This is a genomic window from Pseudomonas sp. ICMP22404 (assembly GCF_006227205.1).
GTDB lineage: Bacteria > Pseudomonadota > Gammaproteobacteria > Pseudomonadales > Pseudomonadaceae > Aquipseudomonas.
Map to the genome: position 1 here is coordinate 52825 of NZ_VCNG01000015.1, position 13188 is coordinate 66012.

Annotated in this window: 15 protein-coding genes; 8 read left to right on the plus strand and 7 right to left on the minus strand. The window is 58.3% G+C overall.

All coding sequences use genetic code 11. The features are described from left to right. Positions 1–15: 15 nt before the first annotated feature. Positions 16–462: a PAS domain S-box protein gene (locus FGE05_RS23050; RefSeq protein WP_139648582.1), complete on the minus strand. Its 447-nt coding sequence runs from the start codon at positions 460–462 to the stop codon at positions 16–18. Between the two features lie 147 nt (positions 463–609). Between FGE05_RS23050 and FGE05_RS23055 the strand changes: the two genes are divergently transcribed. Together FGE05_RS23055 and FGE05_RS23060 are read left to right on the plus strand one after the other, a co-directional pair. Continuing rightward, a complete protein-coding gene (locus tag FGE05_RS23055) occupies positions 610–1497 on the plus strand; it encodes a MerR family transcriptional regulator (protein WP_139648584.1) in 888 nt (295 codons plus the stop codon). Between the two features lie 133 nt (positions 1498–1630). Next, on the plus strand, positions 1631–2266 hold the full coding sequence (locus FGE05_RS23060; RefSeq protein ID WP_139648586.1) for a hypothetical protein: 636 nt from the start codon (positions 1631–1633) through the stop codon (positions 2264–2266). A 195-nt stretch (positions 2267–2461) separates the two neighbouring features. Here the strand turns inward: FGE05_RS23060 and FGE05_RS23065 are convergent, their stop codons facing one another. Further along, positions 2462–3007 (minus strand): hypothetical protein, encoded by a 546-nt coding sequence (locus FGE05_RS23065; protein ID WP_139648588.1) that lies wholly within the window; start codon positions 3005–3007, stop codon positions 2462–2464. Positions 3008–3145: 138 nt separating this feature from the next. Between FGE05_RS23065 and FGE05_RS23070 the strand changes: the two genes are divergently transcribed. The 3 genes from FGE05_RS23070 (at position 3146) to FGE05_RS23080 (ending at position 4797) form a co-directional block, all read left to right on the plus strand. After that, a complete protein-coding gene (locus FGE05_RS23070; RefSeq protein WP_139648590.1) occupies positions 3146–3547 on the plus strand; it encodes a GFA family protein in 402 nt (133 codons plus the stop codon). A 289-nt stretch (positions 3548–3836) separates the two neighbouring features. After that, positions 3837–4112: a hypothetical protein gene (locus FGE05_RS23075; RefSeq protein WP_139648593.1), complete on the plus strand. Its 276-nt coding sequence runs from the start codon at positions 3837–3839 to the stop codon at positions 4110–4112. Between the two features lie 250 nt (positions 4113–4362). After that, positions 4363–4797: a DUF6678 family protein gene (locus tag FGE05_RS23080; protein ID WP_139648595.1), complete on the plus strand. Its 435-nt coding sequence runs from the start codon at positions 4363–4365 to the stop codon at positions 4795–4797. Positions 4798–4875: 78 nt separating this feature from the next. Here FGE05_RS23080 and FGE05_RS23085 read toward each other — a convergent pair whose 3' ends face one another. Continuing rightward, the gene (locus FGE05_RS23085) at positions 4876–5337 is read right to left on the minus strand and encodes an NUDIX hydrolase (protein ID WP_139648597.1); all 462 of its coding nucleotides are present in this window, start codon (positions 5335–5337) and stop codon (positions 4876–4878) included. Positions 5338–5558: 221 nt separating this feature from the next. Between FGE05_RS23085 and FGE05_RS23090 the strand changes: the two genes are divergently transcribed. After that, the gene (locus FGE05_RS23090) at positions 5559–7544 is read left to right on the plus strand and encodes a M10 family metallopeptidase C-terminal domain-containing protein (protein ID WP_139648599.1); all 1986 of its coding nucleotides are present in this window, start codon (positions 5559–5561) and stop codon (positions 7542–7544) included. 447 nt (positions 7545–7991) lie between these two features. Here FGE05_RS23090 and FGE05_RS23100 read toward each other — a convergent pair whose 3' ends face one another. Then, on the minus strand, positions 7992–8264 hold the full coding sequence (locus FGE05_RS23100; protein ID WP_139648601.1) for a hypothetical protein: 273 nt from the start codon (positions 8262–8264) through the stop codon (positions 7992–7994). A 365-nt stretch (positions 8265–8629) separates the two neighbouring features. Between FGE05_RS23100 and FGE05_RS23105 the strand changes: the two genes are divergently transcribed. Then, positions 8630–9589, plus strand: coding sequence for a hypothetical protein (locus tag FGE05_RS23105; RefSeq protein ID WP_139648602.1), 960 nt, complete (start codon positions 8630–8632; stop codon positions 9587–9589). Between the two features lie 86 nt (positions 9590–9675). Then, positions 9676–10356, plus strand: a complete 681-nt coding sequence (locus FGE05_RS23110; RefSeq protein ID WP_139648603.1) for a phytanoyl-CoA dioxygenase family protein — start codon at positions 9676–9678, stop codon at positions 10354–10356. A 16-nt stretch (positions 10357–10372) separates the two neighbouring features. Here the strand turns inward: FGE05_RS23110 and FGE05_RS23115 are convergent, their stop codons facing one another. The 3 genes from FGE05_RS23115 to FGE05_RS23130 form a co-directional block, all read right to left on the minus strand. Next, positions 10373–10930, minus strand: coding sequence for a GNAT family N-acetyltransferase (locus FGE05_RS23115; protein ID WP_139648604.1), 558 nt, complete (start codon positions 10928–10930; stop codon positions 10373–10375). A gap of 570 nt (positions 10931–11500) precedes the next feature. Then, positions 11501–12130, minus strand: coding sequence for a response regulator transcription factor (locus FGE05_RS23125; protein ID WP_139648606.1), 630 nt, complete (start codon positions 12128–12130; stop codon positions 11501–11503). Further along, on the minus strand, positions 12123–13175 hold the full coding sequence (locus FGE05_RS23130) for a sensor histidine kinase (protein WP_139648607.1): 1053 nt from the start codon (positions 13173–13175) through the stop codon (positions 12123–12125). Before FGE05_RS23130 ends, FGE05_RS23125 begins: the two co-directional genes overlap by 8 nt. Between the last annotated feature and the right edge of the window lie 13 nt (positions 13176–13188).

Below are 13188 nucleotides of genomic sequence, written 5' to 3' on the forward strand. Positions count from 1 at the left end.
TGTACAGTTATTTCTTCAGCGATTGGCCTCGGCGAGTTGCTGGCGCAGCTGCGCAACTTCTGCTTCCAGCGCGCGAACCTGCTCCTCGGCGGCTATTTGCGCCGTGACGTCGCGTTGGATGCCGATGTAGTACGTCAGTTGGTCCGCCTCGTTGTGCACGGGCGTGATGGACAATTCGTTCCAGAACAGGCTGCCGTCCTTGCGGTAGTTACGCAGGACCTGACGGCAGGGCCTGCCTTGGCTGATCGCTTCGCGGATGGCGGCGATGCCTGCCTGTTCATGATCCTGGCGCTGGAGAAAGCGGCAGTCCTGGTAGAGGATGTCATCGGCGCTATAACCGGTGAGACGCTCGAAGGCGGGGTTGGTGTAGATGAGGATACTGTCGCTGCCCTCCTGCTCGGCGACGACGATGCCATCGTTGGAGTTCTCGACCATCAATTGCAGGAGTTTTGCGTCGATCATTTGGCCCACCCACGAAATTATGCAGCAGTCTGCGTAGCGCACCTGTGCGGAGCGCCGGCGCGGTTTGCCACATGATGACCTACGGATGCTCGCCGCAGAAAGACTGTATGGGTTTAGAATGTGCCACCTTTCGGATAAACCCCTCATATGACTGAAGCCACTTCACCCGATTTGCTGCCCATGCGTGATGTGGTCAGCCTGACCGGCATCAATCCGGTGACACTGCGTGCCTGGGAGCGGCGCCATGGGCTGATCCGCCCGCAGCGCACCGACGGTGGCCATCGGTTGTACACGGCCAATGACGTGCAGCGCATACGCGACATCCTGCGCTGGACGGCCGCAGGCTTGTCCATCAGCAAAGTCGGCGAAATGCTCGAAGGCCAGCGTGAGGTGGTCCCACCCCAGGACAGCGAGCTTGACGATTGGCGTGAGGCCGTCGTGCACGCCACGAGAGCTTTCGATACCCAGGCTCTGGATGCGCTCTATCGCCAGCTGTTCTTGGTTTTGCCCAAGGCTGTCGCGCTGCGCAAGGTGCTGATGCCGGTCTGGCATGACCTGGCTTCGGGCAGTGCGCCGGGTGAGTGCAGCCAATGGCTGTTCCTCGACACGTTCCTGCGTGGCCGGCTGCTGCTGCGCCTGCAGACGAATCAGGTGGAGACGCCGCGGGTGCTGCTGGCAGGCACCGAAGGGCATGCCGAACTGCAGTTGCTGTGCGCCGGGGTGCTGCTGGGCGGCAAGCAACAAGGCGTCGAGGTGCTCGGCTGCGGGCAGCCATTGGAGGAACTTCCCCTGGTGTGCGCGGCCATCCAGCCAGCAGCACTGGTGATTGCGCTGCAAGCGCCGGTGAACCCCATCCTGGCCAAGCGCCTGCGTTCGTTGCAGATGGACATCGCTTGTCCATTGGCCCTGATGGGCGCGGGGCTGGACCGTTCGCAAGCCGCCTTGGAAGGCATTCCGCTGTGCCTGTTGAACCAACAGGACGCCGATGTCGAGGGCGTGCTCAACGCCTTGATCAGGGGCAACCTGGATCTGTGACCAGCGTTTGCACGACTCTGCGGACAAGCATTCAGGCCATCCAAGTGATGGCCTTTTGATTTTAGTTGGATCCCGCTAGAATCCGCCACCCTCTCCATGAGCGGCATATAGCAAATTACGCAAGGAAGATGATATGCAATTTGGAAAAGCCATAGGCCTCGCCCTGGCCCTGAGCCTCACTGGCTGCGCCAGCTTCACCAAAGATGAAGTCGCCCCCGTGAACCTGCCTTCGATGGCCAGCTACTCGAACAAGCCGAACGTCTATGTCGACTTCGATTTCTACCAGGGCGAACCCGACAGCGCCAAGGCCACCGAGATGCCGCAAGCCCGGGACATGCTCAAGCCCGAGCTGAAACGTACCTTCGATGAATCAGGGCTGTTTGGCCGTGTGGTTTTCGATGAGTTCCAGAAGCAACCCGGCGACTACAGCCTGCGCCTGAAGGTGTACAACCACGCGCCAGGCGGTGGGCAAATGGTCCTGGCGTTCATCAGCGGTTTTTCGCTCGGGGTTATTCCTGCACTGGGAACAGATCAGTACACCATGAGCCTGGAAACCGTGGACGAGCGTGGTCAATCGTTGGCCAAGACCAGCAACCACGACGCGATCAACACCTGGATCGGCATCTGGTTCCTGCCGCTGGCAGGCAACACCCCCAAGGCGGCCGTCACCGACACCTTCAACCGCCAGGTCAATGCGCTGTTGAAGAACTGGGTCGACAACAACCGCATGAGATACTCCGCTGTCGACACCCGCATTCCACGGGGCTGACAGCCGATAAGAAAAGAGCTGCGATTGCGTAATAGCCGTCAGCAAAGCCTGTGGGAGCAAAGCTTGCTCGCGATAACGACAGACCAGTCAACATTACTGCTGACTGACTTACCGCAATCGCGAGCAAGCTTTGCTCCCACAGGTGTGTAGCTTAACTGACTGGCATTAGCTGCGATTGCGGCTCTTTATTTGTGCTTACTTCAACGCTTGAGTGAATTGTGGATCGCTGTACAAATTCTTGAGCAGGTCCTGCACCATCGGGTTGTAGTTGTTCGCAGCCGCCGGAATGGCGATCGGGCCGAAGAAACTGCTATCCCACTCACGCTGCACGTCCTTGGTGGTTTCGTAGAGAACCTGGTCACCCTTGCGTAGCGTGAAGCGCGCAGACAGCTCGCCATGACCGCTGCCCATGCCGGCAGTGAGCTGGTTCTTGATCAGTTGAACCTGCAATTGCCGGTCAGCACGTGGGTCCAGCAGACCCGCCTGGCGCAGCTCATCGTTGATCGCCGCCTGGATGTGCAGTGGAACGCTGCCTGCGGGGGAAGAGATCGGGTTCATGCGCACCATCAGCGACCCTTGGCCGGAATCGGCATTCACCTGGGCTTCGCGCAGGGGGTGCATCGGCTCATGTTGCTTGAGCTGCTGGACGTTCTGGAAATTGGGTTCATAGCGAGCCATGGTGACGCCGCAGCCTTGGAGCAGGAGAGCGCAGAACGGTAGAGCCAGGTAGAGCTTCTTCACAGCAAGTCCTTATGTGCTTTTTTGGAAGGAGGGGGATTATCGGTGGGTGGCATTGCGCTATCAAGGGTTGGAAGTGCTGACGTGCTCTTAAACATCGAGATGATAGGATCGGGTCTCTTTACATACGCGATTGACAACATGGACCAGAGATTCCAGGGAAGCTGTTTGTGCTCAGTGGTCAGGTACGAACTACTCACATCGCCAAAGGCAGTGAGTCATTGTCATTGCACTCAGTGCCGTAAAGGCCATGGGGCCGCATTTGCTTCATACGGTAGCGTTCCGCGGAGCGCGCTACGGATACTTGAAGGCGCTGCCAGTATCAAAGCATTTGCTTCCTCGAAGACGGTATTACGCGAGTTCTGCGTGGAATGTGGTTCGAGCTTGTTCTGGTCGAGAGCTGAAGGTCAGTTCGCTGATTGGGTATCGGTAGCGTTGGGTTCTCTTGATACGCCCTTCGTGGCTGGGAAGCAGAAACATGTGTATGTGGATTCTGTAGTTGATTGGTGCCCGCCATTGAAATCAGGTTCTCAGGGTGACTGAATGCCTTGGGATGGATTCATTGATCCTGGCTATTTAGACTTTATATATGAAGATTTCACTGGACTGACGGTACATGTCAAGGCGTGCCTGGAGCTCCAACATCCCTAAAGAATTTGATGTGCGTCCAGGCAGTGGCGCTGTAGTTCGCTTTCAGCCCAGGTTCGGTGAAAACGTTTGCGTCGATAGGGACAGGACTCCACGTTAAGTCTGTAGATATTCGGAGTCATCTTCACGTCTCTACAGGTCTGTCCGATATCATTCTCTTGCTTCTCTCAGATCAGGTCATGCCATGAACCATCATCCTATGGAATCCTGCCCCCGCTGTGGATCCGTCCAACACGTCAGACCAAAGGGAATTCTAATAGGAGCAGCAAGCCCAAAAAAACGCTTCAATGGGGAAGAAAAAGCAGGTTATCAACGCTTGGATCAACTAGCAGTTGATGAATGCAAACCTGCCTTTATGAAACCAGCGCCGCTGAAGCAACTGGTTGATGGTTTTTTTTGCGATCATTGCGGGGTGGGTTTTGTAACAAGCGATCTTGTGCAAGGTGTCGAGCGCTCATGAGGGACTGCATTGGTCAATTGCTACCGCTCGCTAATAGCGTCCTCCAACGGCTATCGCCCGCTTGACCCAAAGGCAAAAATGGTTATTGCCGACGGGCAAAAGTCGGTCAAGCATAGGCCGAACATATAACGGCTCAGGCGCAGCACGCGGCATCGACCACTCTCCAAGAACGACGTTTATCGTAGCGGGAAATTAATATTTGCCTTTGCCTCGGCTTTTCAACGTTTTACGGTCTCTCGATAGGTTTCTTATGAGTGAACTACCAACGGCCGGCGCGGGCCACGACGATGCGACGCGAAGAAAGGTCAAAGCAGCTGTCACTGCAAGAAATCTGACTAGCGCATCAAACAACACCAAATGGAATGAGCTGATCAGTCACTTCCGTCAGCGCGAGGGATGGCGTCCGTCTTACCGGTACAAGCCAGTAACGGGCTATGTCTCAGATTGGGATACAGAGTGGTTTTACCACCTGCCTTTTCCATTTGCAGGCGTCGAGTGGTTTGACATAGGCGTGTTCGAAAGCGGCCCGTGTGTCGGTCACTTGCTTGCCGGTGCAGTCGTCGACCATAGCGATGAAATAGCCGAGGTTGTTGGGCAGATTGGATTTGAGTTTGAAGTGTGTGGGGGCGTTTTGAGGATCTGGGGATATTTGCCGAAAACGTATGAAGACTTTCCTACAGCCTGATTGTTGCTTTCATCTGGAAGCAAGCCAGTCCGCAGCGAAACCGCGTTGGCGTTGGGGGCAAGAAAAATATAGAGCTGCTCAGGTAGGCTGTTTGCATATATTCGCGTTCAATAGCATCTCAACCAGATTCTCCGGCCATACCGTATCGCTCGTGGTTCTCAGCTCCTGAATCGACCACCAGTGATGATCCGCCATGACCATCTTCTCATGCGCTGTCCACTCAGATCGGGAAAGGACCGTATCCTGAGCATGCACGACGAAATACTGCTCAACAGCGAGCACTGTTTCGCCGCTGGGTAAAAGCAACGGAAGCCGCCGATTTGCCAAAGGCTCGCCAACGGTCGCGACTTGAATGCCTGTCTCTTCGCGTAGCTCACGTATTGCGGCTGTGTGGAGCGTCTCGCCATCCTCCAAGCCACCACCAGGCGTGGCCCAGTGGCTTTGGCCGGCCAACGCATCGTCCGTATGGTGAAATCGAAAAAGAAGGACTTCTTTTGAGGGGCTTATCACCAGTAATCGTGCTGCCTGTCGCTCTCGCATATGCGGTCCCTCGTGAAAGGGGCGCAGATTAGGGGCTGTTAAGTTAACCGGCAAGCTTGGAGAAAGGCAGGCTGGTGGCTGCCACATTCAGTGGAAAGGGACTGGTTGCACCGATAGCAAAGTAGAGACCGCCCAAGAACCTCCTTTCGTCTCGTAAAGTGGCAACCAGACTGACCCGTGTCTATGGTTTCGGGCGACAGATAGCTAACGGAGGCAAGGACATGGGCCAGAGCATTTCGCCCGCCGCTTCAGCTGTGCGGAACACAGGCATGGTGGTTACGCCCTTATGGGGGTCGGACAAAATCGGCGGTATCACGGTCGATTCGGACGGTGCAATCTGGCTGGGCGCTTATAGTCGCCTGGGACTAGGAGGCGAAGAGGATTCGGGTTTCACCGGCAGCCTGGTCCGGTTCAATACCAACGGTAGCCTGGACCGCAGCTTCAGTGGAGACGGTAAATCTCTGCTGCCTGTAACGCTCGATATCGAGGACGGCGGTAATGCCGCGGTGCAGCCGGGAGGCGGGTACCTGGCGACGCATTACGTGCAAGTTGGCGGCGCCTGGGTGTCGGGTATAAGTCGTACCTTGGCTGACGGGAGCCTCGATACGAGTTTCGGGAACGGCGGCGTCGCCACAGTGCCTTTCTACTGGAATGATTTTCTAAGCCAGCAAGCGTCGTTCTCTGTACAAACCGACGGCAGCTTTTTCGCAAGCGCTGGGTATCCCTCCGGGGAGATCCATATCGCCCGCTTCGACGCGACGGGGACTTTGGACTCGTCTTTCGCCGAGGGCGGGATCCTGGACCTGACGGCGTCCGTCGGCATTCACCCTGCCAGCATGATCGACGTTTCGCTGCAGACAGACGGAAAAGTATTGATCACGGGGCGGGATACCCTGACTCGCGTCAACCAGGACGGTACTCTGGATAGCAGCTTTGCGAACGGGGGCAGCCTGGCTCTGGATGTCCATGCAAATGCCCTCGTCATCCAGGACGACGGCAAAATCCTCCTGGCGGGCGCCTCGGGCGGCGTGGCGACTGTCATCCGACTCAACAGCGACGGCTCGCTCGACACCGATTTCGGTCATCAGGGGCAGGTCAGTTGGGGTTCGGAAAGCGCTCCTTTCGCTGTAGCCGACATGATCGTGCTGGCCGACGGCAAGCTGTTGATTGGCGGAAGCCAAGGAACGAGCGCGGACGGCTATCTGGCCGCCTTGGTTCAGTTGAACGCCGACGGCAGCCTGGACCACAGCTTCGGCAATCCCGACGACGGCTATCACCACCTTGATGGTGGCGGCGATGATGATTTCTTGCTGGGTACCGCCTCGTTCGACGATGCGATTTCGGGCGGCGCCGGTAACGATCTGCTCGATGGCCAGCAAGGCCGTGACCTGCTGACGGGCAGTGCCGGGACCGATACGTTCCGTTACCAGTCAGTCACGGATAGCTACCGAACCGCAACGGCCGCCCATAGCGACCGAATCACCGACTTCGACCCCAGCACCGATACCATCGAGCTCTTCTCCCTGGGCTTCCTCGGGCTGGGCGATGGACATGACGGAACGCTGGCGATACGAGTCAATGAAAGCGGGACGCGGACCTACCTCAAAAGCTTCGATGCCAACGCGAATGGGGAACGCTTCGAACTGGTTTTCGACGGTGACTTGAGCCAAACGCTGAATGAAACCAACCTTCTGTTTCAGCAAGCCAGCTTGACGGGCACCGAAGAAGCCGATCGTTTACAGGGCAACGCCCGAGGCGAAATCATCGAAGGATTGGCGGGCGATGATCGTCTTCATGGCGCGCTGGGGAATGACATATTGGTTGGCGGGGAGGGCCGGGACCTGTTGGTGGGGGGCGGCAACAACGATGTGTTCCGCTTCGATGCACTGAACGACAGCTACCGTACCGCCACCGAGAACCACACTGATCGGCTGATTGACTACACCGTGGGTGAAGACAGGATCGATGTGTCCGCCTTGGGCTTCACCCAGTTGGGAAATGGTTACAACGGCACCTTGGACGTGGTGTTCAATGAAACCAAGAACCTGACGTACTTGAAGACCTATGAAACCGACGATCATGGGGCTCGATTCGAGTTGAGCTTGGTAGGGGACCACTCCGGTTACCGGAACCTGGACATCATCTTCGCCGAGCCTTCGGGAGAGGAGGTTTTTCAATTGATCGGAGTGGTGGATCTCTGGGTGTAGGACTCTTTTCGGGTGTTTTTGGGGGCGGCGATACTACGTCAGTAAGCGTCTTCGTCAACAACAATCGGTCAGCGGGACAGGCTGCTTCCGGCCGATTGTGTTGAAAAAGTCGGTCCTTCCTGATTGCCCACATACTGGCTGCTGAAAATGCCTTTTTTGCGCGCAGCTATGCGAAATCTGAGCTCGGAATCCTCTGCACAAAGTAAAGATTTCAATCTCAAGCGCTTACTTTTCTGCAGTGGAAACCATGGCAGACTTTTTCAACAGAATCGGCCGAAAGCAGCCTTCCGGGTTGTGAGTTTTGATGGCAGTCTTCGGTTACGCATGATCACTGACATGTTCGATAAAACCGACGCATTAGTAAGGCTTGAGGACGCGAACGGGTGAGTCTGCCTGTGCAATCCTCCGGGAGGAAAAAACGGGCACTCTCAAGCGCACGTCGTTCTATCAGCTTTCAACCTGCGCCTGAAGTCTTCGTCCAATCACCCCCAGCAAATCACATCCATCACGCAACGGAATCACCAGAAGCTGTGCAAAGTCCGAAAGCACCACCGTATCGCTGGCAATCTCTGATCGGAACGCCATGTTCTCCAATACCTGAGTCACCACACGAATCCGGTAGTCAGCGGTTGCGTGAAGAACGTCAAGCGGTGCTTGTGTATCGATGAGCAGGGAAGCCGGGGTGCAGTCAATGCCTGTGATGGGGACGTATCGTTCCATGTTTGAAACTCCGATCTAGTGAGGTTAGACCACTCAATCGTCGCCAAACAATTGGGTGGCAGTTGCACGCAGGTTGGCGAACCGGGATCGGAAACCGGCAGACCCTAAGGTCTCCCGCGCGCAACTACCATAACGGGTAGCCGCGCAAGTGTGCCAAAGCCTTCGCAAAAAGCGCAGTACTTTTGCACGTGATCCCAGGTCGCCAAACCTGATCGCCCCCCTTGGGCGACGGGAAAGACTATAGTTTTTCGCGCCCAAACCGGACAAGGTGAGAGATTCCGAGAGCATCGTAGGAATCGTGAGAGTTCTGCGCGGAAACGAACCAACATTTTCAGGATTCGTAGGACAGTGAGAAGGAGTTCTGCATGTTGATCGGACACCGCTTCGAACGCACCGCCCAGGATGACCTGCATATCCACTCGCACAATAAGGTGCAGAGTACCGCCGTGTTGCTGGTAGGCGCGCTTGCCTTCCTCTTGCCGATGGCGTTCGCCGTGTTCGCGGTCGCTGAGGGACTTTCGCCATCGGTTGGCCTGGATCCGCTGTCCTCGTTGCTCATCGTTCTCGGGCTGCTGCTGATTCCGTCCCTTGGCCTGATGCTGATGGTTTACACCGGCATCCGCGAGAGCTTGGTGTTGTCGCGCGTCGACGGTGAAGGCAAGCGCCTGACCCGAAACTTTTTTGGACGTCGCGAGCGTGTGCAGTTGGTATTCAGAATCGACGCCGTCAAATACCTTGAACTTCGTCGTCTTCCGCAGGCTGAGCAAGCCCGAACCCAGCTGTGGCTGGTGATGCGCGATGGCAGTGAGCATCGCCTGACCACCGATAACGTTCCGGTAGTGCCGGGGAGTCAACGCACCGACGTGTGGCTGCGTGAGCTGGCCGGCTATCTGAACGTGGCGGTGCCTACCGAGGTCGTCGGTGCTTCGGCGGTGGCTGCGAAAGTACCCTACAGGCCGGTTCCAGCGCCTACCAGCGGCAAGGCGGTGAGGGAAGCCAGAAGGCGCAGAGGGAAGGGGGCCGCGGCTGCGTCCGAATCGAGCGAGGAGCTCGGTATGCCTGCCCGCGCCTTGCTCATGCTGTTGGGTACTTTCCTGGCGGTGCTGGAGCTGATTAACCTGGTCGCATGGGTGCCGTCTGTGTTTACCGGACGGTTGCATGCCAGCGGTTTTCGGACGGGCTCGACGATTTTCTATTGGGCCGAGAAACCGCTGACCTTTTCCTTCAACTTGCTGATGGGGGGCGCGGAGGTGTTGATCGTTGGAGCCATCGCCTGGGGGTGCCTGCGCGTGGCGTTTCGGGGGCGGATGGGTTCCAATTCCTGAGTGCAGTTCTGACGCCTCGATGGGGGCCGCTTCGCAGCCCAGCGGGGATGAATCCCCTCGCCACATACAAGGATATTGCCAGCGCCATGACCAACCGCAATCAACTCCACCTGGATGGCTACGTCCTGCTGCATCGTGCGATCCCAACCGAGTGGCTCGCAGAGCTGCGTAGCCTATTCGATGCGGGCGTAATACCGTCTGATCAATGGCCAACCCCCCGTGGCTGGGATTGGCGTCATTCGCTGCTGGACTGCAATCCAACGATCCAGGCGGTGTGTCGTCTGCCACCGTTGCTGGCGGCAGTGGGCGAGTTGATCGGCGAGCGTTTTTTTCTCGCGCAGGTGGAAGGACGCGAGCCCCTGGCAGGTGGCGGTCATCAGCAGTTGCACCGCGACCTGTCGGCCCAACGGCCAGGGGATACGGCAGTTGCCCTGGCTTTTTTCGACGATTACGGTCCCGAGAACGGCGCGACGCGTATCGTGCCTGGCAGCCATCGCCCGACGCCGGGAACGCCGTCTTTCGACTTCGCTGACGAGTCCCGCTCCGTGCAGCTTTCAGGGGGGGGCGGCGACATCCTGGTGTTTGATGCCGAGCTGGTTCACGCGGCCAGTCTGAACGTGAGTGGGGCTCGTCGTCGTTCGATCTTGGTGGGCTATTTTTCGGAACAGCTTTATGCGTCGCACCTGGAAACGGCGCACTTACGGAATATCCGGATGGACACGAGCGAGCGGTTCGAGCCTGCCGATTTTGTCTTTGGTTCGGTATAGCCGATGCAGCTTTCAGTTACCGTCTCTGAGTAGTACGCCCCAGCCACTGCTCACGGTCCAATGCCCATACCTCTTTGTCCAATTCCCCGCTGACAAATCGCCCCCGTTCAGTCCTGAGTAATCGCATCCCCTCACGTTCCGAAATGCGCCGAGAGGCCTGGTTACCAACGGCCTTGGGCACCACCATTACCGGGCGATCAAGCGTCACGAACCAATACTCGTTGATCACCTCGCACGCCTCGCTCATGTAGCCGAACCCTTGCCATTGCGGTGACAACCAGAAGCCGCGGTGGTTGTCTGGTTGGTCAAAGAGGGAAATGCTGCCGATGATCTGGGTCGGGTCTGACGCCAGGCGGATCATCCAGTGCCACTCTTTGCCACGCTCGATGGCGGGCAGGGCGTGGTCGCGCACGTAGGCCAGCGCGCCGTCGGCGGGGTAGGGCCAAGACACTCGGCTATCGAGGTAGCGGACCACTTCCCATTGGGGGAACAGCGCCTGGATGGCGGGGGCGTCGGTCAGTTGCAGTGGAGTGAGGATCAGGCGTTGGGTTTGGAAGGTCGGGAAGCTGGGCATGGCGGTCGGTCCTTGAGCGCGGATGGATGAAGGTAATTGGATTCCGGTATCGATGTCGACTGGGATGGGAGTGAAAACGGTAGGTCTGTTGGCATCGGTGCTGGATGTGCTGCCGTCTTCGCGAGCAAGCCCGCTCCCACATTGGATTGTGGCCTGCTACATGACCTGAGTTCGTCCCCGGATCCCCTGTGGGAGCGAGCCTGCTCGCGATAGCGGTGGGCCTGCTGGCATCGGTGCTGGATGTGCTGCCGCCATCGCGAGCAGGCTCGCTCCCACATTGGATTGTGGCCTGCTACATGACCTGAGTTCGTCCCCGGATCCCCTGTGGGAGCGAGCCTGCTCGCGATAGCGGTGGGTCTGTTGGCATCGGTGCTGGATGTGCTGCCGTCTTCGCGAGCAAGCCCGCTCCCACATTGGATTGTGGCCTGGTTACATGACCTGAGTTCGTCCCAGATCCCCTGTGGGAGCGAGCCTGCTCGCGATAGCGGTGGGTCTGTTGGCATCGGTGTTGAATGTGCTGCCGTCATCGCGAGCAGGCTCGCTCCCACAAAAGCAGAGCCTCGGGATTCCTTAGTGACTCATACCCTTGAGCCGCTCCGACATTTTGACCAACGCCGCCAACGAGTCCGCATCCATCTTGCGCATCAACGCGCCGCGCCGGACCTTCACGGTCACTTCGCTCAACCCCAAGCGTCCGGCCACTTGTTTGTTCAGCAAGCCTGACACCACCCACTCCATCACGTCCCGTTCGCCGTCAGTCAGGCTGTCATAGCGCCGTTTCAAGTCATCCATCACCGAGGCGGCCTTGCGCCGTTCCCTGTCGCGGTTCAGGCCCTGGCTGATGGCGTCGAGCAGGTCTTGCTCACGGAAGGGCTTGGTCAAGAACTCCAGCGCCCCGGCCTTCATGGCTTTTACCGACATGGGGATGTCGCCGTGGGCGGTGATGAAGATCACGGGGAGCTGGAGGTTCAAGCGTGCCATTTCCTGCTGGAAGTCCAGCCCGCTCATCCCCGGCATGCGCACGTCGAGGATCAGGCAGGCGGGGATGTCTGGCAGCGCGGCGTCCATGAATTCGCGCGCCGAGGCGAAAGCCATGCTCGGCAGGCCCACGGAGGCCAGCAGGTCTTGCAGTGAGACGCGTACGGAGCTGTCGTCGTCAACGATGTACACCATCGCTTCGGCAAGTTGGGGCTCAGTCATCGGATTCTCTTGTCACCGCCGGCAGGGTGAAGTGGAAGGTTGCGCCGGATTGCGGGTTGCTGGATACCCAGATACGCCCATCATGGGCCTCGATGATCGAGCGACTGATGGCCAGGCCCATGCCCATGCCGTCTGGCTTGGTGCTGTAGAACGCGTCGAACGCCCGCTCGTGGTCGTTTCCAGACAGGCCCTTGCCCTGGTCGGACACGGAAAACAACAGTTGCTGACCGGACTCCAGCACGGCATGAAACTCCAGGAACCGCTGGTCGGCGTCGACCTGGCGCATCGCGTCGATCCCATTCATCGCCAGGTTCAATATCACCTGTTGGATCTGCACTTCATCCGCCAGCATCGGCGGCAGGCCTTCCTGGATATGCACGCGCAGGGTGATGCCTTGCTCGTTCAGTTCTCCGGCCAACAGTCGCAGGGCGGTATTGACCGTGTCGGCGACGTTCAACCATTGCTTGGTGGGGGCCTGGTGCCGGGCCATGCCGCGCAGGCGGGTGATGATTTCACTGGCCCTATGGGTATCGGCGATGATGCGTTCCACCGCCAGGCGGGCCTTGGGCAAATTGGGTGGCTCCGTTGCCATCCAGCGCAGGCAGGCGCCGCTGCTGTTGGCGACGGCGGCCAAGGGCTGGTTCACTTCGTGGGCGATGGAGGCGGCCAGTTCGCCCAGCATGTTGACCCGAGCGATGTGTGCCAGGTGTGCGCGGGTTCGATGCACGGTTTCGATGGCGGCCGACAGGCGCAGGGCCAGGTAGGTCGTGCCGGCGATGGCGGCGAGGCTGATCAGCACGTTGATCTGGCCGGCCTCCGAATCACCGAAGCGTGTCAGCCGATAGCTGAAGATCGTCAGCACCATGCAAATGAACGATACGCCCGCGACCGCACGCGCTGGCAGGATCCTCACGGCAATCAGCACCACGACGATCTGGAAGACTCCCACGGCGATCTCGAGATCGGTGATGGTGTCTATCGCCGCGATGCCGAGCGCCAGCCCCAGCAGAAGCAGCAGACGCAGCGCCCATTGAGTTTTTCTCATTGAATATTCATCT